Here is a 26,742-nt window from a genome sequence, read left to right on the forward strand (position 1 = left end):
TAGAGGATTTAGAAAGAAAAGAATGTTGCAGATAGATATTATTGAAGATATAAGAGATGAAAGATTTACTATAGAAGCTGATTGGATAAATCCAATATTTGAAAAAACATAATTAAAAATAAAACTGGAAATTGATTATTAAAATTTCTTGGGGTAGGGGGAGGTGTAACTATTTTTAAGACCTATCGGTCTACAGGTTTCCCAGTTATTCAAGTAAATGTTAAAAAATAAAATTTTAGTAAAAACAAATTTTTTACTGGAAATTTGATGCGAAATCTCTGGTCAAATTTATATTTTATTGACAATTTCTATTATTATTTTTATAATGGGAATTAGAGAAAAATTTAATATTGAAGTTTTAAGGTGCTTCCTTAAAGGAAGTTAAAAGGGAAGTTCGGTGAAAATCCGACGCAGCCCCCGCTACTGTGAGCGAAGACGAAACCTTATTATGCCACTTGTTTTTACAAGGAAGGCAAGGGAGTAGGATGAAGCGCGAGCCAGGAAACCTGCCTTAAAACATTAGCAACAGCTTCGGAGGGAAGTGTGTGCGTTATTATTGATAGTAAAGGATGCACTTATGTTCCCTAGTGTGTCTTTTATTATGTCTATTTAGCGAAAAACCTTGCACGCTGTTGCAAGGTTTTGTTTTTTACAAAATATATATATCATAAATAATTATGGTATATGTTACTTTTTATTCAAAAAATATGAGATACATAAAAGGGGGAAAAGATATGAAAAACAAAAAAATATTTTTATTCTTATCTATTTACTTTTTATATTTTCTAATACCCAATAATGTATATGCAATGCATATAATGGAAGGGTTTTTACCAGTTAAATGGACTATTATTTGGTTTATAGTTTCAATTCCATTTATATTAATTGGCATAAGGAGAATGAATAGGATATGTAAAGATGATATTAATATGAAAATGTTGTTAGGACTATGCGGTGCTTTTGTATTTGTACTCTCATCATTAAAAATCCCATCTGTTACAGGAAGCTGTTCTCATCCTACTGGCGTAGGCCTTGGCGCTATATTATTTGGGCCTATGATAGCAAGTGTATTAGCTCTAATAGTCTTGATATTTCAAGCGCTTTTACTTGCACATGGGGGAATAACTACATTAGGAGCAAATGTATTTTCAATGGGAATTGCTGGACCAATAGCTGCATATGGAATATATAAATTATTCAGTAAAGGTAAAAAATCAAAAAGTTTAAGTATTTTTCTTGCAGCAGCAATAGGAGATTTAGTTACATATATTGTTACGTCAATACAGCTTGGAGTTGCTTTTCCATCTGAAATTGGTGGAGTTATTGCTTCTGTAACTAAATTTTTAAGTATATTTGCAGTTACACAAATACCTTTAGCAATAAGTGAAGGCCTTTTAACTGTAATAGTATACAATTTATTAACTCAATATAATAAGGATGAGCTTCAACAATTGGCTGCAATAAGGGGGGATAAATGATGTTTAAAAGAAATTTGTTAATTATCTTTATTGTTATAATACTTGCTATTATTCCACTTGTAGTAAAAAAAGACGCAGAATTTGGTGGAGCTGATGGTTTAGCTGAAGAATATATAAATACATTAGATCCAGATTATGAACCATGGTTTAATAGTATTTGGGAACCTCCAAGTGGAGAAATAGAAAGTTTATTATTCGCTCTTCAAGCAGCTATAGGAAGTGGATTTATTTTTTATTTCTTTGGTTACTACATGGGGAAAAGAAGGAGAATGGCAGATTAAATGATTTTAATAGATAAATATTCATATATGAATAATATTAGAAAAATTCATCCTATGGAAAAAGTTCTTTTTGGACTTTTTCCATTATTTACATGTATCATATCTAAATCATTATTTTTATATATTTTTGTAATTATTACTTTTTCATTTAGTATTTTGGCAATAGCTAAAATACCAATAAAATATTATCTTAAAATTTTATTTATTCCGCTTCCGTTTTTAATCATCAGTTTCTTGGCGATTGCAATCGATTTTTCTAGAACTTATGAAGTTTTAGATTATTTTATAAAAATTAAATCACTTTATATTGGATTTAAAAAAGAGGGATTAAATACAGGAATATATTTATTTTTTAGAGTTTTTGCTTCAATAAATTGTCTTTATTTTATATCTCTTACTACTCCAATTAACGATATAATATGGGTTTTAAGACGAATGAAATTACCTAAAATTTTTGTTGAAATATTCATGATAATATATAGGTTTATATTTGTTTTGCTAGATACTGCAGTAGATATAAAAAATTCACAACTTTGTAGATTAGGATATAGCAGTATTAAAAGAGGATATTATTCGTTAGGTAAACTTATAAGTAATGTATTTATAAAATCATTTCATATTCATAGAATGTTGTTCCTTTCAATGATTTCAAGGGGATATGATGGTGAGATTAACGTTTTAGAAGAGGAATATGAATATTCATTTAAAAATAAGATTTTGATTTCCATATACTTTACATTTATTATAGTTATAGCATTTTTCTAAACAATTAAGGTTAATGGAGGAAAAGCATATTGAAGAATATAATAATTTCCTGTGAAAAAATACACTATAAGTATCCTGATGGGACTTATGCACTTAAGGGTTTAAATATTAATATCGAAAATGGTAAAAAAATAGGCATTTTAGGCCCAAATGGAGCAGGCAAAACTACTTTATTTTTTCATTTGAATGGGCTATACAAGCCAGATTATGGGAAAATATATTTTGAAGGCAAAGAAGTTGTATATGATAGAAAAAATCTAAAGTATTTAAGAAGTAAGGTTGGAATAGTTTTTCAGGATTCTGATGCTCAACTTTTCTCTTCAAGTGTATATGAAGAAATTTCTTTTGGTATTATGAATTTAAATTTACCGAAAAACGAAGTTAAAAAAAGAATAGATTATGTAATAACTAAATTAAAAATAGAAAATTTAGTAAATAGGCCTACTCATTTTCTTAGTGGAGGAGAAAAAAAGAAAGTTGCAATAGCATCTATTCTTGCAATGAGTCCTGAAGTAATAATTTTAGATGAGCCATTAGCTAATGTTGATTCAAAAGCTGCTGATGAAATAATTGAAATACTTAATCAGCTTAATAGTGAGAATAAGACAATTATTATTTCTTCACATAATCCAGATAATATTTATTCTTGGGCTGATTATATATATGTATTATATGACGGTAATATTCTTGGCGAGGGTACACCATATGAAATATTTAGTAATGATAAGTTAATGGAAATAGCGAATGTAAAGAAACCGATAATACTTGAATTTTATGAAAAATTAAGAGATAAATATCCAGAAATAAAAAATAAATATGGTATACCTAAAAATAAGGATGAATTATTTAAAATAATAGAATTAATATAAGATTTATGGAGGTATATATGAAAAAAGGTGTATTTTATGGAGTTGGAGTTGGCCCCGGAGATCCGGAACTTATAACTATTAAAGCAAAAAAGATATTAAATGAAGTAGATGTAATAATATGTCCAGAAAAAAGAGAGTCAGCAGGGAGTTTTGCTTATAAAATAGCTAAGGAACATATAAAAAGTAATGCAGAAATAATATATTTGACATTTCCCATGGTATATGATGAAAATGAGCTTCAAAATAAATGGGGAGAAAATGCTTCTATAATAGCAAAAATGATAAGCAATGGCAAAACAGTAGCATTTATCACTTTAGGTGATCCTACTATTTATAGTACATATATGTATCTTTTGCATTATTTAAAGAAATACGATATTGAAGTCAAGACAATACCGGGAATTACCTCATTTTGCTCTGTATCGAGTAGTTTAAATATGCCCATAGCTGAATGGGAAGAAGGATTTAGTGTAGTTCCATTAAGAAAAGGCGATAATGACAAACTTAAAAGGGCTTTGGACAATTTTGAAAATGTTATAGTAATGAAACCAGCAAATGATTGTAAAATTCTTGCTAGTGAATTATTAAAAAGAGGGCTCGAAAACAATTTTGTTTTAATTTCTAAGTGTGGAACAGAAGAACAGAGGATTATTACGGATATTAATGTAATAATTAATGAAAAAATTCCATATCTTTCTACAATGATAATTAAGAAGAATGGTTTAAAAATATATTAAGAGAGGAGAAAAAGATGAAAAGAGGAATAAACTCAAATAAGAGAGCAATTTTAGTAGTTAGTTTTGGGACTAGCTATGCTAAAACTAGAAAATTAACAATTGGAGCTACTGAAAAGAGGTTTGAAGAGGAATTTCCTGATTACGATATAATAAGGGCTTTTACTTCTCAAACAATAATAAATATATTAAAGAAAAGAGATAATATTGAGGTTTTTAATGTAAAAGAAGCATTAGAATATCTAAAAAATCATGGTTACTCGGAAGTAATTATACAGCCGCTACATATAATAAATGGAATTGAATATGAAGAGTTAGTTTCAGAAGCTATGAATTATGTTAAATTCTTTGATAAATTTAAAATAGGCAGACCTTTGCTTACATCTACAGAAGATTACAAAGAAACAGTTAATGCATTAGCAAAGCAGTTTACAAACCTAAAAGAAAATGAGGCAGTAGTTTTTATGGGACATGGAACTTGCCACCATTCGAATGCTGCATATGCAGCAATGGAATATGTATTTAATGACTTAGGATATAAAAACGTTTTTGTGGGAACAGTTGAGGGATATCCTGAAATTGAACAAGTTATGAATAGACTTAAAGAAAATAATATAGAGAAAGTTACTTTAATGCCATTTATGCTTGTAGCAGGAGAACATGCACTAAATGATATGGCAGGAGAAGAAAGTGATTCATGGAAAACTATTTTAGAAAAGGCTGGATATGATGTTGATGTATATTTACATGGATTAGGTGAGAATAGAGGAATACAAAATATTTATATAAGACATGCATATGAGGCAAAAACAATTGTAGAATGAGGATGATATTTATGAAAATGCCAAGATTTGTAATTGGTGGTACTCAAAGCGGCGTTGGCAAGACAACAGTATCTGTAGGAATAATGAAAGCTCTTAGTAAAAGAGGTTTAAATGTGCAACCCTATAAAATTGGTCCAGATTACATTGATCCTGCTTTTCATAGTTTTGTAACAGGCAATAAATCTAGAAACCTTGATAGCTGGATGTTAGAAGAAAGGGCAATAAATGATATTTTTGTAAAGAATTCATTTGACAAAGATATTTCAGTAATTGAAGGGGTAATGGGACTTTACGATGGCTTTGGAATAGAAAAAGACAATGGCAGTACAGCACATGTATCTAAAATTTTAAAGAGTCCTGTCGTATTGATAATAGATGGAAATGGAGTATCGTCTAGTGCCGCTGCACAGGTGTTAGGATATAAATTGTATGATGAAAAAGTCAAAATTAAAGGAGTTATTGTAAATAATGTTTCAGGGCAAAAACATTATGAATTGATTAAAGAGGTTATAGAAAAATTTACCGGAATTAAATGTGTTGGGTACTTAAAAAAGAATATAGATATTAAACTCGAAAGCAGACATTTAGGATTAATACCAACTGTGGAAGTAGAAAATTTAAATAAAAAACTTGATAAGCTCTCTTCTATGATAGAAGAGACTATTGATATAGATGAAATAATAGAAATTTCTAAAGAGGTTTCAACATTATACTATACGTATAATAATGACAATAAAACAAGACTTAAAGATGTCAACATAGGAGTAGCATTAGATAAAGCCTTTAATTTTTATTATCAAGATAATTTAGAGTTATTAGAAGAATTAGGAGCAAAATTAGTATATTTTAGTCCATTAAAAGATAGAAAACTACCTGATAATTTACATGGATTATATTTAGGGGGAGGATTTCCTGAAGTTTTTGCTAAAGAGCTTGAAGAAAATAGGGAATTGAGAAATGAGATAAAAAAAGTATCAGAGCTTGGAATGCCTATATATGCAGAATGCGGGGGACTAATGTATTTATGTAAATCTATTACTACCATTGATGGTAAAACATATGAAATGGTTGGAATATTTAATAGAAATGCAAGAATGACTAATAAACTTCAACGATTTGGATATGTTCATGTAAATATTCTTAAATCATGTACTATATCTAAAATGCCTACTCAAGTAAAGGCACATGAATTTCATAGATCGATTTTAGATGAGAGTATTAATGATAATTATATCTATCGAGTAGACAAAATTAGGGAAAGTAAAATTATAAATTCTTGGAAATGCGGAATAGTGGAAAACAGCACTTTAGGAGCTTATGCTCATATACACTTTTATAGTAATAAGAGACTAGCAGAAGATTTTATAGAAAATTGCAGATTATTTAAAAAAGGAAGTGTTTAAGTTGAAAAACAAATCCATAATGATTCAAGGAACGGCTTCTTCAGTAGGAAAAAGTATAATTACGGCTGCATTATGTAGGATATTTATGGAAGACGGATATAAAGTGGCACCATTTAAGTCACAAAATATGGCTTTAAATTCATACATAACAGAAGAAGGATTAGAAATGGGACGAGCTCAAGTCGTTCAAGCTGAAGCATGTGGGCAAAAGCCATCAGTATTAATGAATCCTATTCTATTAAAACCTACAACGGATAAAAAATGTCAAGTTATTTTAAATGGGAAGGTATATGGTAATCTTTCAGCTATGGAATATCACAATTTTAAACCTAAATTAAAGGATGTAGTAAAAGAAGCATATGAAAAGTTAAGTAGTTTAAATGATATAGTCGTTATAGAAGGGGCAGGAAGTCCAGCAGAAATAAATCTTAGAGAAAACGATTTGGTAAATATGGGGATGGCTGAAATAGCCGATTCTTCAGTAATATTAGTTGGAGATATAGATAGAGGAGGAGTTTTTGCTTCTATTTATGGCACAATTATGCTTTTGAGTGAAGAAGAGAGAAGTAGAGTTAAAGGAGTAATCATAAATAAATTTAGAGGGGATGTTGAAATTTTAAAACCGGGTATAGAAATGCTTGAAAATTTAATTAATATACCTGTATTAGGAGTAATTCCTTATACCGATATAAAAATTGAAGATGAAGATAGTTTAGCTGAAAGGTTTAGAAAAAGCAGTAGCAGTAATGGCATTATAAATGTAGAAATATTATACTTACCTCATGTATCAAATTTTACCGATTTTAATGTCTTTGAAACACAAGATGATGTCAACTTAAGATATGTCATGAGAGGAGAAAGTATAGGAAATCCTGACATATTAATAATTCCAGGTTCTAAAAATACTATTGAAGATTTAATATATATTAGAAATTCTGGGCTAGAAGAACAAATATATAGACTGCATAGAGATGGCAAATTAATAGTTGGAATCTGTGGAGGATATCAAATGCTTGGAAAAAAAATAAAAGATCCTTATGGAACGGAAAGTTCAATAAAAGAAATAAACGGTATAGGGTTATTAGATACAGAGACTATATTTGAGATTGAAAAGACGACTACACAGGTTGAAGCTGAAATAATATACAGTAATGGCATTTTTAAAGACTTGAAATATAAAGATATTGTTGGATATGAGATACATATGGGGCAAACAAAATTGGGCAGTAAGGTTAAGCCATTTACGAAGATAAGAAAACGATTAAATGAGGAGGTAGAAATATACGATGGAGCGATAAATAAAGAAGGGAATGTATTTGGGACATATATTCATGGAATATTTGACAATATAAATTTTACACGAGAAATTCTAAATAAAATAAGAATTTCTAAAGGATTGAATCAGATACAATCAAATGTTAATAGTTTTAAAGAATTTAAAGAGAATGAATATAAAAAACTTGCTAAATTAGTCAGGGAAAATATTGATATGGATAAAGTATATGAAATACTGAATGGGTATTAAAAATTTAGCATTTGCAGCAGATTCGAACAAATTTTAATATTATAGAAATAAGGAGAAATATTATGTATATTAAAAATCCATATGAAATTGAAAAAAAGAGTTTTGAAATAATAACTAAAGAATTGGGGGATAAAACGTTCTCGGAAGATGTCGGTAAAGTTATAAAAAGGATAATCCATACTACAGCCGATTTTGAGTATGCAGATATTACAGTAATAAAGGAAGGGGCTTTAGATAGAGCAAAAGCCGCTATAAAAAATGGAACTAATATTATAACCGATACTAAAATGGCCATGGCAGGTATCAATAAAAGAAAATTATCTGAATATGGAGGACAAGTTTTTAATTATGTAGCAGACGAAGACGTAGCTCAAGAAGCTAAAAAGAAAGGGATAACCCGTTCGATTGTAGCAATGAGAAAGGCCATAAAGGAAAATCCTAATGGAATATTTGTAATTGGTAATGCTCCTACTGCATTATTTGAGCTAGTCAAACAAATAAAGGAAGGTAAAGCCATTCCTTCTTTGGTAGTTGGAGTACCAGTTGGTTTCGTTGGAGCCGCAGAATCGAAAGAGGAGCTTTTGAAATTAGATGTTCCATATATAGTTACTCGTGGTAGAAAGGGCGGAAGCACTGTCGCAGCAGCTATTATTAATGCCATTCTTTATATGCTCTAGTAGGAAATTTTAGAAAAGAGGTATGAGTATGTTAAAAAAGTATGTTTTTAAAGATGGTAAAAAGATGAGATATGGGTATACTACGGGTTCTTGTGCTGCTGCTTCATCTAAAGCCGCTGCTCTTATGGCTTTAAAAGGCGAGATAGTATCGGAAATAGAAATAGATACTCCGAAGGGATGGAAATTAAATCTAGAAATAATAAATCCAGAAGTATTAGATAACAGTAGTGCAATTTGTTATGTAAAAAAAGATGGTGGAGACGATCCTGATATTACGAATGGTATTCTGATAGGTGCAAAGGTTAAAATTACAAATACTCCTGAAATAATTATAAAAGGCGGAAAGGGTGTAGGAATAGTTACAAAACCGGGGCTTTGTGTACCGGTTGGCAGTCCTGCCATAAATCCTGTTCCATTAAAAATGATAAGAAATGAAATAAAAAAAATTTTACCCAAAAATAAAGGAGTAGAGGTTACTATAATTGTTCCAGAGGGAGAGAAAATTGCTAGAAAAACTTTCAATCCAAAACTTGGAATCTTAAATGGTATATCGATATTAGGAACGAGTGGAATAGTTGAACCTATGTCTGATGAAGCCTTTAAAGAGTCTCTGGCTTTAGAATTTAAAATACTTAAACAAAAAGGCATTGATAAAGTCGTATTAGTTCCAGGCAACTATGGGGAGGAAAAGGCATTAAAGAGTTTTGGTATTGAGAAGAAATATATTATTAAGATTAGTAATTTTGTTGGTTTTATGCTCGATAAATGTGTGGAGTTTAATGTAAAAAAAGTATTATTAATAGGGCATATAGGGAAATTAGTAAAAGTTTCAGCGGGAATATTTAATACCCATAGTAAAATTGCCGATGCTAGAAACGAAATAATTGGAGCAAATTTGGCACTTTTAGGAGCACCTAGCGAGGTGATAAAAGAAATCTTTGATTGCATAACTACAGAAGCAGCGATAAAAGTAATAGAGAGATATGGGTATCAGTCTATTTATGAAGTTTTATGTAAAAAAGCCGAAGAAAGGTGTATTAATTATTCTTATGGGGAATTAGAGGTTGGAGTAATTATGTTTTCAATGGAAAAAGGAGTCTTATATGTTGGAAATAATGCTAAAAGAATTTTGGAGGAATTTCGATGAATAAAATATATGTACTCGGTATGGGGCCAGGGCATAAAGATTACATATTGCCTATTACTTTAAAGAAAATAAATGAAAGTGAAGTTTTAATTGGTGGGAAAAGATTATTAACGGATTTTCAAAATTGTGGGAAAGAATTAATCGTAATCGATAGTAAATTGACTAAAATAATCGACTATATAAAGGAAAATAAAGAGCATAAAAAAATAGCATTACTTTTATCTGGCGATACTGGCTTTTATAGTATGTTAGATTATCTTAAAAAACATTTTAAAGATGAGGAAATGGAAGCCATACCGGGAATAAGTTCATATCAATACTTAATGGCAAAACTCAATAAATCTTGGCATGATTTCTTTATAGGAAGTGTTCATGGAAGAGAGTTAGATATTATCGATGTAGTAAAAAGTAATAAGAAGGTAATATTACTTACAGATTTTAAAAAATCTCCGTCTTATATAGCTTCTCTATTGTTAAAAGAAGGAATAAAAAATAAAAAAATGATAGTCGGTGAAAATCTTTCTTACGTTAATGAGAGGATTATCTGTGATATACCCGAAAATATATCAAAAATGAAGAAATTAGGGCTTTCTGTGGTGGTGATAGAAGATGATGAATAAATGGCAGTATTCTACAAGTGGAATTCCGGATTCCATGTTTATTAGAGGAAAAGTTCCAATGACTAAAGAAGAAATAAGAGCAATTTCTATTTCAAAATTAAGGTTAAATGAAAATATGAATGTTATAGATATAGGAGCAGGAACAGGTTCTGTTTCTATAGAAATGGCACTCATTTGTAAAAAAGGTTCTGTTACTGCCATAGAGAAAAATGAAGAGGGAATAAAATTAATTATTGAAAATATAAAAAAATTTAATATTCAAAACATAAATGTAGTTCATGGGTATGCAGTAGAAGAACTTAAAAAGATAAATTCATTTGATAGAGTTTTTATTGGTGGAAGTGGAGGGGAATTGAAAGAAATATTAAGAATAAGTAAAGAAAAATTGTCAGATGGAGGAATTGTTGTCATTAATGCTATTACAATTGAAACAATATATAAATCTATTAAATATTTAAAAGAGTTTAGATTTAATGATATAGATATTGTTTCAGTTTCGATATCAAAGGGGAAAGAGGTTGGAAATTATAGAATTATGGAAGGATTAAATCCCGTTTATATAATATCTGCAAGAAAATAATATTTTCAGTCGTATAAAATATCAAATAGAAAAGAGTGGTGTTTATGAAGGTTTATTTCATAGGAGCTGGGCCGGGAGATCCAGAGCTTATTACTATTAAAGGGGCAAAAATAATTGCTAATGCGGATATCATCATTTATGCTGGCTCCTTGGTTAATGAGGAAATATTAAATAATAGAAAGATAGATGCAGATGTTTATAACAGTGCATTTATGACTTTAGAAGAAATAATAGATGTTATGGAGAAAGGTGTAAAAGAAGGGAAAATAGTTGCGAGAGTACATACAGGGGATCCTAGTATATATGGTGCTATAAGAGAACAGATAGATATATTAGAGAAAAAGGGTATAGAGTGTGAAGTAATACCTGGAGTAAGTTCATTTGTTGCAGCGGCGGCAGCTATCAAAAAGGAGTTTACATTACCGGGAGTTTCTCAAACAGTAATTTTAACGAGAATGGAAGGAAGAACTAAAGTACCTGAAAGAGAAAAAATAGAGAGTTTGGCAAGTCATAGAGCATCAATGTGTATTTTTCTCTCGGTACATATGATTGATAAATTAGTTAAAGAATTAACTACTCATTATCCTAAAAACACTCCTATTGTGGTAGTACAAAAAGCTTCATGGGAGGATGAAAAAATCGTTGTAGGGACATTAGAGGATATTGTTCAAAAAGTCAAAGAAGCTAATATTACAAAAACTGCACAAATACTTGTAGGAGATTTCCTAGGAAATAATTATGAATTATCTAAACTATATGATAAAAATTTTAGTCATGAGTATAGGAAGGTTAATAAAAATGGATAAGGCAATAATAACTCTTACAAAGGGTGGAATTAAGTTAGGATTAAAGCTTTTAAATGAATATGAGGATAGCGTTCTTTATATAAATAAAAGATTTGATATCTGTGGAGACAGGATTTTAAAGATACAAAATAATATACAATCTTTAATTCCTCAAATCTTCCATAAATATAGGTGTCTTATATTTATCATGGCAACCGGAATAGTAGTTAGAGTGATAGCACCGCATATTAAAAATAAGACTGTAGATCCTGCCGTTATAGTGATAGATGAAAAAGGCAAAAATGTTATATCTTTATTATCAGGGCATCTAGGATTTGCAAATGAATACACACTAGATATTGCTAGAAGGTTAAATTCAAATCCCGTTATTACTACTTCATCTGATGTCAACGAAACATTAGCTGTTGATACGATTGCTATAAAATCAAACTGCATTATAGAAAATATGAAAAATGCAACAAAAGTAACCGCTCATATAGTAAATGGCGAAATGGTAGGAATTGAATCTCAAATAAATATTGACTTTCGCTTACCGTATAATATAAAGATTATAAGAAACTCAAAAGATTATTCAGCGTATAAAGGGATAATCTTTATTACTAATGAAAATATGAAATTGCCTAGAAATATAGATGCAGTTTTATTACGCCCTAAAAATCTTATTATTGGTATAGGATGTAGAAGGGGAATAGATAAAGAAAAAATTATATCGGCAATTAAAGATGCATTGAATAAAGCAAATAAAAGCATTTTATCTGTTAAAAAAATTGCAACTATAGATTTAAAAAAAGATGAAAAAGGTATTTTAGAGGCTGCTAAATATATGAATGTACCTCTTGAAATTATAAGTAGCGGAAAAGTTAAGGAAATAGAACATAAATTTCAGACTTCAGATTTTGTTAAGAAATCTATAGGTGTAGGAGCAGTAGCTGAACCGGTAGCTGTATTGGCTTCTAATAAAGGTAGATTAATCTTAAATAAAAGAAAATATGATGGTATTACTATTGCTTTAGTAGAAGAAGGTGATTGTTAGATGGATATTGTTGTAGTTGGATTAAATCATAAGAAGGCACCTATACATATAAGAGAAAAAGTTTCATTTAAAGAAAGTCAAAAGGAAGATGGATATAAAATTTTAAAAAAATGCCATTTTGTTAAAGAATTTTTGATTCTTTCAACATGTAATAGAAGTGAAATAATAGCCGTTGTTAGTGATATTGAAAAGGGAATTGATGAAATAAAAAGATTTTATACTAGATTTTTCGATTTAGATTCAAATTATATAGAAAACTATTTTTATGAAAAATCATCTGATTGTGCAGTTAAACATGTTTTTAATGTGGCTGCAGGGCTAGATTCTTTAGTTATTGGAGAAGATCAAATACTTGGCCAATTAAGGAAAGCCCATGAGTTTGCTTTAAATAAAAATGCTACAGGTACAATTTTAAATAAGTTAATAAGAGAAGCAATTACTACTGCAAAAAAGATAAAGAGGGAGACAAAGATTTCGGAGAATTCATTATCTATAAGTTCTATTGCAATTAAATTTATAGAAAAGATTTTTAAAGATTTGACTAATAGAAAAGTGCTTGTAATTGGTGTAGGGGAAATGAGCAGAATTGCAATAGAGAATTTGATTTACAAAGGAGTTAAAGAGATATATGTAACAAATAGGACAAAGGGACATGCTGTTGATTTATCTAAAAGATATAGGGAAATTGGTGTGGTAAATTTTAAAGATAGATACAAAATGATTAACGAAGTTGATATTATTATTTCTTCCACTAGCGCTCCGCATTATGTTTTAAGGAAGGATGAATTTGTAAAATATCATAAAAAAGATAAAAAAATATGTATCGTAGACATAGCACTTCCGAGAGATGTAGAACCAGAAATAGGGCAGTTAATGGGAGTTTCTTTATATGAACTTGATCAGCTCAAAGATGTAGCTAATGAAAACTATCAGTTGAGAATTGAATCTGCAAAAGTAGCGTCCCAAATTATAATTGAAGATTGCATAAAATTTGAAAATTGGTATAGCTGTTTGCCTGTCTTTCCAGTTATAAAAGAATTAAAAAATTATAGTTCATCAATTGTTGATAAAGAGTTAGAAAGTTTCATAAAGAAAATGAATCATTTAAGTGATAAAGAAAAAGAGCAGATAATCCTTTTTACTAATAGTTTAGTAAAAAAACTCTTTAAAAGACCTCTTCTTGAACTTAAAAGAGCCGGAGAAGATAAAGAAGGAGAATTATTTGCTCGAGTTACTAAAGAATTATTTGGATTATCTGGAAAGGAAAACTATATAAAATAGCATTTTTTAAGTAGGTGATATGATATGAATAATAAAGGGAAAATATATGTTGTTGGCATTGGCCCTGGAAATATGGAGCATATGAGCCTTATGGCTTTAAAGGCAATAGAGAAATCTCAAGTTGTCATAGGATATAAAACTTATATAAATTTAATTAAAGACTTACTAAAAGATAAGGAAGTTATTGATTCTAGTATGAAAAAGGAAATAGAGAGATGCAATTTAACTATAGATGAAGCTGAAAAAGGGAGAATAGTTTCAATAGTAAGTAGTGGAGATCCAGGAATATACGGTATGGCTGGAATTATTTTAGAACTTATAAATAAAAGAAAAAGTGAAATAGATGTAGAAATTGTTCCGGGTATATCAGCAGCTAATGCAGCAGCTGCATCATTAGGTTCTCCTCTAATGCATGATTTTGCAGTAATTTCTTTAAGCAACTTACTTACCGATTGGGAGATAATTAAAAAAAGAATTGAATGTGCAGCAGCGGGTGATTTTATTATTTCTTTATATAATCCTAAAAGTAAGAGAAGGGTAAATCAAATAGCTGAATCGAGGGATATCATTTTAAAATATAGAAAACCATCTACTCCTGTTGGAATAGTTAAGAATGCAAAACGCACTGGAGAAAAAGTGATTATAACTGATTTAGAAAATATGCTAAATTATGAAATAGACATGTTTACTATAATTATCGTAGGTAATTCGAATACATATATTGAAAATGGCAAAATGATTACACCGAGGGGATATAACATATGATTCTTATTTTGAGTGGAACCAAAGACGGAAGGGAAATAGCCTATATTTTATATAAAAAAAATTACCCGCTTATAGTTACTACTGCTACAGATTATGGGAAGTATTTAATTAAAAAGTATGGAGATTTAGAAGTTTACAGCAAAAAACTAGATTATGAGGAAATGCTTGAATTAATTGATGAAAGAAATATAAAGTTAGTGATAGATGCAACCCATCCTTATGCTGAAAAAGTAAGCAAAAATATTAATAGGGCTTGTAAATATAAAGGGATTCCCTATTTTAGATTTCAAAGGAAAGAAATTGGAAATCTATCAGAATTTCAAAATATAGTTCAGCGAGCAGAAGATTATGAAGAAGCCGCAAAGAGTTTAGCAAATAGGAAAGGTAATATATTACTAACCATAGGCAGTAAGACTTTAGATATATTTGTAAAATATATAAATGTCCAAAGGTTATTTGCAAGGGTTTTGCCTACTAGTGATGTTTTAAAAAGGTGTGAAGATTTAGGTTTTAAACCATCAAATATTATTGCAATGCAGGGGCCATTTTCGAAGGAAATGAACATAGAAATTATAAAAAAATATAATATTGATATCATGGTAACAAAGGATAGTGGGGAAATAGGAGGGACTGTTGAGAAACTTAAAGCTGCAGAGGAATGTGGAATAAGTGTAGTTGTAATAGAAAGGCCTAACATATATGGGGAATTAGTTTATGATGATATAAATCAACTAATAAAAAAGGTGTGTGAGGTTTATGGGTAATTACTACCCTATTATGCTGGACATGAATGGTAAAATATGCAAGGTCATAGGTGGGGGAAAGGTTGCAGAAAGAAAGGTAAATTCTCTTCTTGGATATGGGTGCATTATTGAAGTAATAAGTCCCTTTTTTACACAAAAACTTGAAGAATATGCTTTAGAAGGTTTAATAAGCATTAAAAGACGAAGATACATTTATGGAGATTTAGAAGGAAGTTTTTTAGTATTCGCAGCTACGAATGATGACAAAGTCAATAATGAATGTTTAAGGGAATGTAAAGAAAAAAATATCTTGATAAACATAGTGAATGGGCAAGATATGTGTGATTTTATTGTTCCTTCAAAGATTAAAAGAGGAGATTTATCTATAACTATATCTACGAATGGTAAAAGCCCTGCTTTGTCAAAGAAAATAAGAAAAGAGTTAGAGAAATTATATCCAGAAGAATATTCTGAATATGTTAATCTTTTAGGAGAAATAAGAGAAAAGGTAAAAATGGAAGTAAATGATATTAATAAACGAAGAGATATTTTGTTTAAAATAATTAATTCAGGAATTATAGAGAAATATGTTGGTAAAGAAATAAAGGATTTAAAAAAGGAATTGTATAATTTATATAACAAAATCTTCATTTTTGAAGATATGAATGTGTAGTTTTAAGGAGCTGAGATAAATGAATAAAAAACAGATAATTATTGGAACGAGAGGAAGCAAGTTAGCTCTTATCCAAACTAAAATAGTTATAGATAAATTAAAAAAAATATTTCCTCAATTGGATTTTAAAATAAAAATTATAAAAACTATGGGAGATAAAATTTTAGATAAAACATTAAACAAAATCGGTGGAAAAGGATTATTTGTTAAAGAAATAGAAATTGCCCTTTTAAATAAAGAAATAGATTTAGCAGTTCATAGTATGAAAGACGTACCCAGTGAATTTCCAAAAGAATTAGAAATAGCAGCAATAATGGAGCGGGAAGATGCAAGAGATGTTTTGATTACTAAGAATAAGAAAAGATTAAATGAGCTAAAAATAGGTGCAAAGATTGGTACAAGTAGTCTTAGAAGAGCATCTCAAATACTAGCTTTGAGAAGGGATATAAAGATTGAACCTATAAGGGGGAATATACAGACTAGAATAAACAAAATGTATGATATGGATCTAGATGGGATTGTTTTAGCTGCAGCAGGGATAAAAAGATTGGGTTTGGAAGATAAAGTCTCTGAATATTTCAACGAAATAGATATTGTACCAGCGGTTGGACAAGGTGCTCTAGGAATAGAAATAAGAAAGAATGATAGCTTTATTAGAGAAGTAGTATCTAAAATAAACGATAAAAAAACAGAATTTGCAGTTAAAGCTGAGAGAAATTTTATGAGAGTTTTAAATGGCGGATGTCATGTACCAGCAGGAGCTTATGCCTTTATAGATAAAAACAAAATAATAATGATTGGAATGGTAGCTTCGATAGATGGAGAAAGATTAATAAAAGTTCAAAAAGTGGGAAGTGTAAAAGATTATGTAGATTTAGGTAAAGAAATTGCTCTGGAGATTTTAGAAAAGGGTGGTAAAAATATATTGAGAGAAATAGAAGGTGATATGTAAATGGGAGGGAAAGTATATTTAGTAGGAGCTGGTACAGGGGATTATAAACTTATTACATTAAAGGGTTTAGAGTGTATAGAAAAAGCAGATGTTATTTTATATGACAGATTAGTAAATCAAAAACTATTAAATTATGCTCGTGATGATGCAGAAATAATATACGTAGGGAAGAAACCAGATAATCATAGTTATAGTCAAGAAGAAATAAATCAGCTTATTTTAAAAAAGGCTTTAGAAGGTAAAATAGTAACAAGACTTAAAGGCGGAGATCCGTTTGTTTTTGGTAGAGGGGGAGAAGAAGCATTATTACTAGCTGAAAACAATGTGGAATTTGAGATTGTACCTGGGATAACATCAGCTATTTCAGTACCTGCATATTGTGGTATCCCAGTAACTCATAGAAATTTAAGTTCTTCTTTTCATGTTATTACAGGGCATGAAGCTCCAAATAAGAAAGGTGCACATTTAGATTATGATATTTTAGGGAAACTAAAGGGAACATTAATATTTTTAATGGGCATAGAAAATATTGAAAATATATGCAATCATCTTATTGAAAATGGACAACCACCTAATAGATCTGTTGCCGTAATAAGAGAAGGGACTACGGCTCATCAGAAAATAGTTAAAGGTACTTTAAAAAATATTGCTGATAAAGTTAGAAAAAACAATCTCAAAAATCCTGCTATTATAATCGTTGGGGAAGTCGTAAATCTTGCTGAAAGTTTAAGCTGGTTTGACAAAAAGCCCTTTTTTGGTAAAAAAATTCTTGTAACTCGTACACGACATCAAGCAAGTAGTCTTTCCAAAAAAATAGAGGAATTAGGGGGTGAGGCTATAGAATTTCCAACTATCAAAATAGTTGAAAATGATAATTATAGTAAGCTAGATAGGGCATTAAGTAATATAAAAAAATATAAGTGGATTATTTTTACTAGTGTAAATGGAGTTGAATTTTTCTTCAATAGAATGGAGAAACTTGGTTTTGATATAAGGTTTCTTCAAAATGCTATAATCTGTGCTATAGGACCTGCTACAGCAAAGGAATTATATGATATGGGATTAAAGGTTAAATATATGCCTGATGAATACAGGGCTGAAGCTATTATTGATATTTTAAAGGATAAAATTAAAGATGGTGATTATGTACTTTTACCTAGGGCTGATATAGCACGTAACATTTTGGTGAAGGAATTGGGAAAATTAGGTGCAAAGGTAGATGATATTCCTGTTTATAAAACAGTAGTACCAGAACAAAGTAGAGAAGAGCTTATTAGAATTTTGCAGGAGAACATCGATATTATTACTTTTACTAGTTCATCTACTGTAAAAAATTTTGTCAAAATTTTAGGAAAAGAAAATTTAGAATTAATAAAAGATGCTAAAGTTGCTGTAATAGGCCCTATTACAGGTGCTACAGCAAAAAAATTGGGATTAAATGTGGATATAGAGGCAAAGGAATACAGTATTTCTGGATTGATTGATGAAATATTAAACTATTTTTACAAACATTAGGGGTGAAAAAATGAGCTTAAGAATTAGACCTAGGAGATTGAGACTTAATAACAGTATTAGAAGTTTAATAAGGGAAACAAAATTAAGTGTTGACGACTTAATTTATCCTTTATTTTTAGTAGAAGGGGAGAATATAAAAGAAGAAATAAGTTCATTACCTGGTAATTATCACTTTTCTGTTGATATGTTAGAGGAAGAAATAAAAGAAATATCTAAGTTAGGGATTAAAGCAGTATTACTTTTTGGAATACCAAAAGAGAAAAATCCTATTGGAAGTGAGGCTTATAATGATGAAGGTATAGTTCAAAGAGGTATAAAAGAAATAAAGAAAATAAATAAAGATATTTTAGTAATAACTGATATATGTATGTGCCAATATACTGACCATGGACATTGTGGAATTATTAAAAATGAAGATGTAGACAATGATAGCACTCTAGATTATTTAGCTAAAATTGCTTTATCCCATACTAAAGCTGGCGCTGATATGGTTGCACCTTCTGACATGATGGATGGAAGAGTAGCTAAAATTAGAGAAACGCTTGATGCAAATGGATTTACTAATGTGTCAATTATGGCCTATAGTGTTAAATATGCTTCTGCATTTTACGGACCTTTTAGAGATGCAGCTTATTCAAAACCTCAATTTGGAGATAGAAAAACTTATCAGATGGATCCTAGTAATTCAAATGAAGCTTTGAGAGAAGTTGAGCTAGACCTTTTAGAAGGTGCTGATATCGTAATGGTTAAACCTGCACTATCCTATCTTGATATAATAAGAAGGTTAAAAGATAATTTTAATATTCCAATTGCTGCATATAATGTAAGTGGAGAATATGCAATGATAAAGGCTTCTGCTCAAAAGGGGCTTGTAGATGAAAAGACGATAGTATTTGAGATTTTGACAAGCATAAAGAGGGCGGGAGCTGATATCATTATTACATATTTTGCTAAAGATATTGCTAAATGGCTTATGGAGGAGATATAAATGGATTTACAAAAATCAAAAATAGCATTTCAGGAAGCTCAAAAATATATACCAGGAGGAGTTAATAGTCCGGTTAGGGCTTTTAAATCAGTTTCAATCAATCCTCCTTTTATACAAAGAGGAAAGGGTTCTAAAATATATGATATAGATGGGAATGAATATATTGATTATGTTCTATCTTGGGGGCCATTAATTCTTGGACATTGTCATCCAGAAGTAGTAAAGGCATTACACAATACAGTAGAGACAGGAACTAGTTTTGGGGCACCTATAGAAATGGAAACAAAATTAGCCAAACTTATTTGTGAAGCAGTACCTTCAGTTGAAATGGTTAGGATGGTTAATTCAGGAACAGAGGCAACAATGAGTGCTTTAAGATTGGCTAGGGCATATACTAATAGAGATATAATAGTTAAGTTTATTGGGAACTATCATGGACATTCTGATAGCCTTCTTGTAAAGGCTGGTTCGGGAGCATTAACTCATGGAATACCTGATAGCCCTGGAGTACCAGAGGATATAGCAAAAAACACAATTACAGCTAAATATAATGATATAGAAGGGCTAATGGAAGTATTCAAAATATATGGAGATAAAATAGCGGGTGTTATCATTGAGCCAATAGCAGGGAATATGGGCGTTGTTCCAGCTACACAGGAATTTATAGATTTTTTAAGGGATATTACATATAAATATGGAGCTTTGCTTATATTTGATGAAGTTATGACAGGCTTTAGGGTTGCATATGGCTGTGCTCAAAGTTTATATAATGTTATGCCTGACATAACTTGCTTTGGTAAAATAATCGGTGGAGGATTACCTGTAGGAGCTTACGGAGGCAAGAGAGAAATAATGAGTAAGATCTCTCCTATAGGCCCAGTATATCAAGCCGGTACTTTATCTGGAAATCCTTTGGCTGTAACTGCAGGATTTACAACCCTTAAGATTTTAAGAGACAATCCTAAAATATATGAGGAATTAGAACAAAAAGCTGCAAGACTTGAAGAAGGATTTAAGGAAAATGCCATTAAACTTGGAATTAATATTGTAATAAATAGGGTTGGTTCTATGATATGTACTTATTTTACAGACGAAGAAGTAGAAGAAGTATATGATTATGAAACTGCAATTAAAAGTAATACTAAGATGTTTGCAAGATATTTTGAAGAGATGTTAAAACAAGGTATATATTTAGCTTCTTCTCAATTCGAAGCTGGATTTATTTCTGCTACTCATACGATAGAAGATATAGAAAAAACTATAGAAGCTAATTATAATGCATTAAAAAAACTCACTTTGTAGTGGAATGAGTTTATAATGACGATTAACATGAGGCTGTCAGCTATTAGCTGCCAGCTTATTTTTTTATTTTAATATTTAATATAAGTTGTATTTTTGAGTTAAACTATTATAGAATGTAAAATTATGATAATATAGAATTAACAAAATAAAAGAAAGAGTAATAAATTTAACATAGAATTAACAAAACACGATAAAAAATAATATATTATTAATATTGTGTCAACAAAAGAATGATTGGAGGTACTGTTATGGAGATCGCTTTTGGCGTACTTGGTGGTTTAGGATTATTTTTATACGGTATGAACCTGATGGGAACTGGACTACAAAAAGCAGCTGGTGAAAGATTAAAAAAATTAATCGAAATTTTAACAAACAACAGGTTTATGGGCGTTCTTGTAGGTACTCTAGTAACTATGATTATTCAAAGTAGTAGTGCTACTACTGTAATGGTTGTAGGTTTTGTAAATGCAGGACTTATGACATTGAGTCAGGCAATTGGAGTAATAATGGGTGCAAATATTGGTACAACTGTAACGGCGCAGTTAGTAGCTTTTAAATTAACAGACATAGCACCAATTGTAGTAGCGATAGGAGTTGCTATTTGGTTGTTTAGTTCAAATAAAAGACATAAAGAGATTGCTGAAATACTTATAGGATTTGGTATACTTTTTATAGGTATGGATTTTATGAAGCATAGTTTAAAACCTTTAGGCAAATCGCAGGCTTTTAAGGATTTATTGATTAGTTTAAATAATCCATATTTAGGTATTTTGGTAGGTTTTGGGCTAACTACAATAGTACAGAGTAGTAGTGCTTCAATAGGTTTACTTATAGCATTAGCTAGTCAGGGACTTATAACAATAGACATAGCTTTGCCAATATTATTTGGTGATAATATTGGTACTTGTGTTACTGCTTTATTATCAAGTATTGGTGCGAATAAAACGGCAAAGAGAGCGGCACTTATGCATTTATTATTCAATATTGTAGGAACATTGATATTTATGCTTGCATTAAGATATCCAATACAGCATTTAGTAACGCGCTTAACACCTAATGATGTCGGAAGGCAGATTGCTAATGCACATACATTTTTTAATATTGCCAATGTAGTAATTCAATTCCCATTTGCGGGATTCATTGTTATGGCTGCTAAAAAATTAATACCTGGAGAAGTTGAAGAAGATAATACGGGATTGAAATATTTAGATACTAGAATTATTGAAACTCCTTCTATTGCAGTAGGTCAGGCAGCAAAAGAAGTCTTGAGAATGGGTAAAGTTGCTCAAAATTCTCTTAAAATGGCAAAAGAATCTTTCTTTAATAAAAGTGAGAAGTTAACACATAAAGTATTTGAACAGGAGAAATTTATCAATCAATTAGAAAAAGATATTGTTCAGTATCTTGTAGAACTTTCAAATGCTGATTTAACTGATGAACAGCAAATAAAGGTAACTACTTTGCTCAATACAGTTAACGATTTAGAAAGAGTTGGGGACCATGCTGATAACATTGCTGAACTTGCACAGTATGCAATAGATAATAAACTTAGTTTTTCAGATGAAGCTTTAAGAGAATTAGAAATGATGTTTGAGAAAGTGGAAAATTCGTATAGAACTGCTCTTATGGCATATAAGACAGCGGATCCAGAAATAGCTAGAAGTGTAATAGCTTTTGAAGAAGACATTGACTTAATGGAGAAACAATTAAGATCAAATCACATCGAAAGATTAAATAAACAGCTATGTCATCCAAGTTCAGGTATAATATTTTTAGATATGATAAGCAACTTAGAAAGAGTAGCAGACCATGCATCAAATATTGCTTTAGCAATTTTAGATGCACTTAAGTAATAAAAGGGCCTTTTCGGGCTCTTTTAGTTTTTTTATTAGCGTTTTAATTTGTCAATGAGTTTTGCTGACTGTTAGTCAATGTTTTTTCTTGAGTACTTTATTTTTTAATTATATAATAGTGTTTAAAGACATTGTCTGAATGGGGAGGAAATAAACATGGAAAAGATAAAGATTATAACGGATAGTGTTTCTGATGTTCCTTTACAATATATTGACGAATACGATATAGAAGTTGTTCCTTTGACAATTAATTTTGAAAGTGAAAGTTATAAAGATAAGGTTGATATTACAGTCGATGAGTTCTATAAAAAAATGGATGAAAACGCTAAATTACCAACTACTTCACAAATAACTCCGATGGAGTTTTTAAATATATATGAAAAATTTAAAGATGATTATGATTATTTAATTGTAATAACTTTGTCATCGAAAATAAGTGGTACATATCAATCGGCTATAACAGCTATGCAATTAGCGGAAATGGAGGATAAGGTTACAGTTATAGATTCTAAAGGAATTACGTTAGGACAAGGGCTTATAGTATTAGAGGCTGCGAAGATGGCCAAAGATGGTAAAAGTAAAGATGAAATTGTAGAGAGGTTAAATGAATTAATTGATAAATTAGAGTATATCATCGTAATTGATTCACTAGAAAATTTAAAGAAACTCGGTAGAATATCTGCTGCTAAAGCATTTTTGGGAGAAAAACTTAAAATTAAACCAGTAATAACTATGAGAGATGGATATATTGTGCAGATGGATAAAATTCGTGGAAGAAAAAAAGCGATTAAGTGGATTATAGAAAAAATAAAAAGTGATAATGTAAATCTAGAGAATAAGACAATAGGTATAAATCATGCGAGAAATGAAGAAATTAGTCTGGAACTCGTAAATGCGATTAGAGAAAATTTTAATGTTGGAGAAATAATTTTTAGTGAAGTAGGTTGTACAGTAGCTATTTTTGCTGGTACTGGTGCATTTGCTATATATTATGAAAGAGAATAAAAATTAAAGTAAATAAAATACGAATTATCTATTTAAGGAAGGTGATAAGGTGTCAAGTAAAGTTTATTTTGTAAATTTAAGAGCAAAAAGTAAAAAAGATAATATACCGAATAAGATTCAAAGGCTATTTGATAAAGCTGGTATTAAAGAAGTGCTAACCAAAGATGATATAACTGCGATAAAATTACATTTTGGAGAAAAAGGTTCTAGTGCTTTTATACATCCAGTTTTTGTTAGGCAGATAGTTGATAAAGTAAAAGAATGCGGAGCTAAGCCTTTTTTAACAGATACAAATACTTTATATACAGGAAGTAGAACGAATAGTGTTATACATATACAGACGGCAATAGAAAATGGATTTGCATATGCTGTAGTAAATGCTCCGATAATAATAGCTGACGGTATATATAGTAAAAATTCGGTTGAAGTTAAAATAGACAAAAATCATTTTGAAACAGTGAAAATAGCTGGAGATATTTATTATTCTAATTCTATGATTGTACTAAGTCATGTTAAAGGGCATGTGATGGCTGGATTTGGCGGTGCTATAAAGAATTTAGCAATGGGATGTGCGACTGCTGCAGGAAAACAGGTTCAGCATTCCGATGCTAAACCTAAAGTAATTAACAAAAAATGTGTTGGTTGTAAGTTGTGTGCTAAACATTGTCCTGTTGAAGCTATAGAAATAGCAGATAATAAAGCGGTCATAAATAGAGAAAAATGTATTGGATGTGGGGAATGTATAACAATATGTCCTAAACGTGCAATTCAAATACAATGGGAGACAGATTCAGACATTTTTATTGAAAAGATGGCTGAATATGCTTATGGAGCTGTTAAAAATAAACAAGGTAAAGTTGCATATTTTAATTTTGTGATGAACGTAACTCCAATGTGTGATTGTGTTCCGTGGAGTGATGTACCAATAGTTAATGATGTAGGAATATTAGCTTCTTTTGATCCAGTAGCAATAGATAAGGCAAGTATAGATTTAATAAATAAGCAAATTGGTATAAAAAATAGTGATTTAAAACAAGGACATGAATCAGGAGAAGATAAATTTCACTGTTTACATCCGCAAGTTGATGCTAATAGAATATTGGAATATGGAGAAGAGATTGGATTAGGCAGTACAGATTATGAATTAATAGAAATTAAATAAATGAAAAATTTGTTGTGTAAGAAAAATTTATGTATTATAATAAGAATAGAAAGAAGTTTAATATCGTTTTAACTGGATGAGAAATGCGGGAGAGACCGTAAAGGCGCCGAAGGAGTAAGTTATATACCTTGTGTGCCGGTATATAATGAAGCTCTCAGGCAAAAGGACCGTATTTCGACAGTTCTCTGGAGAGCCTCAGGGCACCGAAGGAGCAATTCTTGTAAAAGAAGAAACTCTCAGGTTAAAAACAGAGTAAAGGCACCTATAAGGGGGGCTTTTACTCTATTTTTATGTCATTTCCATTGAAAACCTTTTCCCTTTAAGGAGTGAAATTATTGGGTAAAATACTTATAACTAATAATCCTTTAGTAAAAGAACAGTTGTCGAAATATATTGTAATAGAGTATTATGAAATAGAATATTTAGATATTTTGAAAAGAGTTAGGGATAAAATACATTTGGGACATAAGTTGTTATCTCACCCTTTATCGGGCAGTGTTAAACCTAATGAAACACCTTATAAATCCATAATTATTAGTAAAGATAAAGGGAAGTTAGATTATGAGTCGTTGATGGTTATTGAAAAGAGTATCGAAACTGCAGAAAAATTTTTAAGAAACTTTAAAACTCCAAATTGGACAGAAAATATTTTATTAGATTTTCAAATTATAGATTTGTCGCTTATTAAGGATGTTGTAATAGATAGAAGTATAATTTAAGAATTGTATTTGTATAAAAAAAGTATTAAAGAGAGAAAATTTAGTTAAGTTATTAAAATCTTAAAAGGGGTGTTAATTATGGAAAATTTGTATGATGTAGTTATTATAGGTTCAGGTCCAGCGGGTTTATCAGCAGCTTTATATGCAGGAAGAGCAAGATTAAATACTTTAGTTATTGAAAAGGAAAGAACAGGAGGCCAGATAGTAACTACAGATGAAGTGGCTAATTATCCTGGCTCAATTAGAAATGCAACAGGACCTTCTTTAATTGCGAGAATGGTTGAACAAGTTGAAGAATTTGGAGCTAAAAGAATTTCTGATACTATTACTGAAGTTAAATTAGAAGGAAAAATCAAGGTACTTAAAGGAGAGAAGGGAGAATATAAAGCTAAAGCCGTAATAGTTGCGACAGGAGCAAAACCTAGACAGCTAAACTGTCCAGGAGAAAAAGAATTTACTGGAAAAGGAGTTTCTTACTGTGCTACTTGTGATGCTGATTTCTTTACTGATTTTGATGTATATGTAATCGGTGGCGGGGATTCAGCAGTAGAAGAAGCTATCTATTTAACAAAGTTCGCTAGAAAGGTAACTATAATACATAGAAGAGATCAGTTAAGAGCAGCTAAATCTATTCAAGAAAAAGCATTTAAGAATGAAAAAATTGATTTTATTTGGAATTCTGAAGTAAAGGAAATTAAAGGCGATGGTATTGTAGAGTCAATGGTTATAAGAAACAGGGTTACTGGTGAAGAAACAGAAATACATGCAAATGAAGAAGACGGCACATTTGGTATATTCGTATTCATAGGATATATGCCACAAACTGATTTATTTAAAGGTATATTGGAGATGGATGAAAGAGGATATTTGTTAACTGATGAGAATATGAAAACAAATATAGAAGGAGTTTTTGCGGCAGGGGATTGTAGGGAAAAATCTTTGAGACAAGTTGTTACTGCCTGTGCAGATGGGGCAATAGCTGCTACACAGGCTGAAAAATATATTGAAAATAATTTTAGCGAATAAATTTAAGGAGGGGTCA

Annotated in this window: 27 protein-coding genes and 2 riboswitches; all 27 genes read left to right on the plus strand. The window is 30.3% G+C overall.

Features of this window, described 5'->3' with window-relative positions; all coding sequences use genetic code 11:
- Positions 1 to 344 precede the first annotated feature (344 nt).
- A riboswitch (cobalamin riboswitch) is annotated at positions 345 to 528 on the plus strand.
- A gap of 206 nt (positions 529 to 734) precedes the next feature.
- The 27 genes from BUB51_RS02625 to trxB all read left to right on the plus strand — a co-directional run bounded on the left by BUB51_RS02625 (position 735) and on the right by trxB (position 26,726).
- Positions 735 to 1,478 (plus strand): energy-coupling factor ABC transporter permease, encoded by a 744-nt coding sequence (locus BUB51_RS02625; protein WP_073195237.1) that lies wholly within the window; start codon positions 735 to 737, stop codon positions 1,476 to 1,478.
- A complete protein-coding gene (locus BUB51_RS02630; RefSeq protein ID WP_073195238.1) occupies positions 1,478 to 1,759 on the plus strand; it encodes an energy-coupling factor ABC transporter substrate-binding protein in 282 nt (93 codons plus the stop codon). The genes BUB51_RS02625 and BUB51_RS02630 overlap by 1 nt, the downstream gene beginning before the upstream one ends.
- Positions 1,760 to 2,524, plus strand: coding sequence for a cobalt ECF transporter T component CbiQ (gene cbiQ, locus BUB51_RS02635; protein ID WP_073195240.1), 765 nt, complete (start codon positions 1,760 to 1,762; stop codon positions 2,522 to 2,524). It abuts the gene before it with no gap.
- A gap of 29 nt (positions 2,525 to 2,553) precedes the next feature.
- Positions 2,554 to 3,393: an energy-coupling factor ABC transporter ATP-binding protein gene (locus BUB51_RS02640; protein WP_073195242.1), complete on the plus strand. Its 840-nt coding sequence runs from the start codon at positions 2,554 to 2,556 to the stop codon at positions 3,391 to 3,393.
- A gap of 17 nt (positions 3,394 to 3,410) precedes the next feature.
- Positions 3,411 to 4,130, plus strand: coding sequence for a precorrin-2 C(20)-methyltransferase (gene cobI, locus BUB51_RS02645; RefSeq protein ID WP_073195245.1), 720 nt, complete (start codon positions 3,411 to 3,413; stop codon positions 4,128 to 4,130).
- Positions 4,131 to 4,144: 14 nt separating this feature from the next.
- Positions 4,145 to 4,951: a sirohydrochlorin cobaltochelatase gene (locus tag BUB51_RS02650; RefSeq protein ID WP_073195249.1), complete on the plus strand. Its 807-nt coding sequence runs from the start codon at positions 4,145 to 4,147 to the stop codon at positions 4,949 to 4,951.
- An 11-nt stretch (positions 4,952 to 4,962) separates the two neighbouring features.
- A complete protein-coding gene (locus tag BUB51_RS02655) occupies positions 4,963 to 6,354 on the plus strand; it encodes a cobyrinic acid a,c-diamide synthase CobB (RefSeq protein WP_242945536.1) in 1,392 nt (463 codons plus the stop codon).
- Position 6,355: 1 nt separating this feature from the next.
- Positions 6,356 to 7,879, plus strand: coding sequence for a cobyric acid synthase (locus BUB51_RS02660; protein WP_278293873.1), 1,524 nt, complete (start codon positions 6,356 to 6,358; stop codon positions 7,877 to 7,879).
- A 62-nt stretch (positions 7,880 to 7,941) separates the two neighbouring features.
- Positions 7,942 to 8,556: a precorrin-8X methylmutase gene (locus BUB51_RS02665; RefSeq protein WP_035164144.1), complete on the plus strand. Its 615-nt coding sequence runs from the start codon at positions 7,942 to 7,944 to the stop codon at positions 8,554 to 8,556.
- 28 nt (positions 8,557 to 8,584) lie between these two features.
- A complete protein-coding gene (gene cbiD, locus BUB51_RS02670; protein ID WP_073195252.1) occupies positions 8,585 to 9,703 on the plus strand; it encodes a cobalt-precorrin-5B (C(1))-methyltransferase CbiD in 1,119 nt (372 codons plus the stop codon).
- On the plus strand, positions 9,700 to 10,323 hold the full coding sequence (cbiE, locus tag BUB51_RS02675; protein ID WP_073195255.1) for a precorrin-6y C5,15-methyltransferase (decarboxylating) subunit CbiE: 624 nt from the start codon (positions 9,700 to 9,702) through the stop codon (positions 10,321 to 10,323). The genes cbiD and cbiE overlap by 4 nt, the downstream gene beginning before the upstream one ends.
- Complete coding sequence (gene cbiT / locus BUB51_RS02680) at positions 10,313 to 10,903, plus strand: precorrin-6Y C5,15-methyltransferase (decarboxylating) subunit CbiT (RefSeq protein ID WP_242945538.1); 591 nt, start codon at positions 10,313 to 10,315, stop codon at positions 10,901 to 10,903. Before cbiE ends, cbiT begins: the two co-directional genes overlap by 11 nt.
- A 44-nt stretch (positions 10,904 to 10,947) precedes the next feature.
- Positions 10,948 to 11,709 (plus strand): precorrin-4 C(11)-methyltransferase, encoded by a 762-nt coding sequence (cobM, locus tag BUB51_RS02685; protein WP_073195257.1) that lies wholly within the window; start codon positions 10,948 to 10,950, stop codon positions 11,707 to 11,709.
- Positions 11,702 to 12,742 (plus strand): cobalt-precorrin 5A hydrolase, encoded by a 1,041-nt coding sequence (cbiG, locus tag BUB51_RS02690; RefSeq protein WP_073195338.1) that lies wholly within the window; start codon positions 11,702 to 11,704, stop codon positions 12,740 to 12,742. The genes cobM and cbiG overlap by 8 nt, the downstream gene beginning before the upstream one ends.
- Positions 12,743 to 14,023 (plus strand): glutamyl-tRNA reductase, encoded by a 1,281-nt coding sequence (gene hemA / locus BUB51_RS02695; protein WP_073195260.1) that lies wholly within the window; start codon positions 12,743 to 12,745, stop codon positions 14,021 to 14,023.
- 24 nt (positions 14,024 to 14,047) lie between these two features.
- Positions 14,048 to 14,788 (plus strand): precorrin-3B C(17)-methyltransferase, encoded by a 741-nt coding sequence (cobJ, locus tag BUB51_RS02700; RefSeq protein ID WP_073195263.1) that lies wholly within the window; start codon positions 14,048 to 14,050, stop codon positions 14,786 to 14,788.
- Positions 14,785 to 15,552 carry a cobalt-precorrin-6A reductase gene (locus tag BUB51_RS02705; RefSeq protein ID WP_073195266.1) on the plus strand — a complete coding sequence of 256 codons (768 nt, stop codon included), beginning with the start codon at positions 14,785 to 14,787 and terminating at the stop codon, positions 15,550 to 15,552. Before cobJ ends, BUB51_RS02705 begins: the two co-directional genes overlap by 4 nt.
- Positions 15,545 to 16,204 (plus strand): precorrin-2 dehydrogenase/sirohydrochlorin ferrochelatase family protein, encoded by a 660-nt coding sequence (locus tag BUB51_RS02710; protein ID WP_073195269.1) that lies wholly within the window; start codon positions 15,545 to 15,547, stop codon positions 16,202 to 16,204. The genes BUB51_RS02705 and BUB51_RS02710 overlap by 8 nt, the downstream gene beginning before the upstream one ends.
- Before the next feature lie 19 nt (positions 16,205 to 16,223).
- Positions 16,224 to 17,156 (plus strand): hydroxymethylbilane synthase, encoded by a 933-nt coding sequence (hemC, locus tag BUB51_RS02715; RefSeq protein ID WP_073195272.1) that lies wholly within the window; start codon positions 16,224 to 16,226, stop codon positions 17,154 to 17,156.
- Positions 17,157 to 18,671, plus strand: coding sequence for a uroporphyrinogen-III C-methyltransferase (cobA, locus tag BUB51_RS02720; RefSeq protein WP_073195275.1), 1,515 nt, complete (start codon positions 17,157 to 17,159; stop codon positions 18,669 to 18,671).
- A gap of 10 nt (positions 18,672 to 18,681) precedes the next feature.
- Complete coding sequence (hemB, locus tag BUB51_RS02725) at positions 18,682 to 19,659, plus strand: porphobilinogen synthase (RefSeq protein WP_073195278.1); 978 nt, start codon at positions 18,682 to 18,684, stop codon at positions 19,657 to 19,659.
- Complete coding sequence (gene hemL / locus BUB51_RS02730) at positions 19,660 to 20,961, plus strand: glutamate-1-semialdehyde 2,1-aminomutase (protein ID WP_073195282.1); 1,302 nt, start codon at positions 19,660 to 19,662, stop codon at positions 20,959 to 20,961.
- 248 nt (positions 20,962 to 21,209) lie between these two features.
- A complete protein-coding gene (locus tag BUB51_RS02735) occupies positions 21,210 to 22,814 on the plus strand; it encodes a Na/Pi cotransporter family protein (protein WP_073195284.1) in 1,605 nt (534 codons plus the stop codon).
- 156 nt (positions 22,815 to 22,970) lie between these two features.
- The gene (locus BUB51_RS02740; protein ID WP_073195286.1) at positions 22,971 to 23,819 is read left to right on the plus strand and encodes a DegV family protein; all 849 of its coding nucleotides are present in this window, start codon (positions 22,971 to 22,973) and stop codon (positions 23,817 to 23,819) included.
- A 49-nt stretch (positions 23,820 to 23,868) separates the two neighbouring features.
- Positions 23,869 to 24,981: a DUF362 domain-containing protein gene (locus BUB51_RS02745; protein ID WP_073195288.1), complete on the plus strand. Its 1,113-nt coding sequence runs from the start codon at positions 23,869 to 23,871 to the stop codon at positions 24,979 to 24,981.
- Positions 24,982 to 25,057: 76 nt separating this feature from the next.
- Positions 25,058 to 25,161: riboswitch (glycine riboswitch) on the plus strand.
- Positions 25,162 to 25,316: 155 nt separating this feature from the next.
- Positions 25,317 to 25,700, plus strand: a complete 384-nt coding sequence (locus BUB51_RS02750) for a GrdX family protein (protein ID WP_073195290.1) — start codon at positions 25,317 to 25,319, stop codon at positions 25,698 to 25,700.
- A gap of 78 nt (positions 25,701 to 25,778) precedes the next feature.
- Positions 25,779 to 26,726, plus strand: coding sequence for a thioredoxin-disulfide reductase (trxB, locus tag BUB51_RS02755; protein ID WP_073195292.1), 948 nt, complete (start codon positions 25,779 to 25,781; stop codon positions 26,724 to 26,726).
- Positions 26,727 to 26,742: the final 16 nt, after the last annotated feature.

The sequence above is a fragment of the Caloranaerobacter azorensis DSM 13643 genome, assembly GCF_900129995.1.
Taxonomy (GTDB): Bacteria; Bacillota; Clostridia; order Tissierellales; family Thermohalobacteraceae; genus Caloranaerobacter; species Caloranaerobacter azorensis.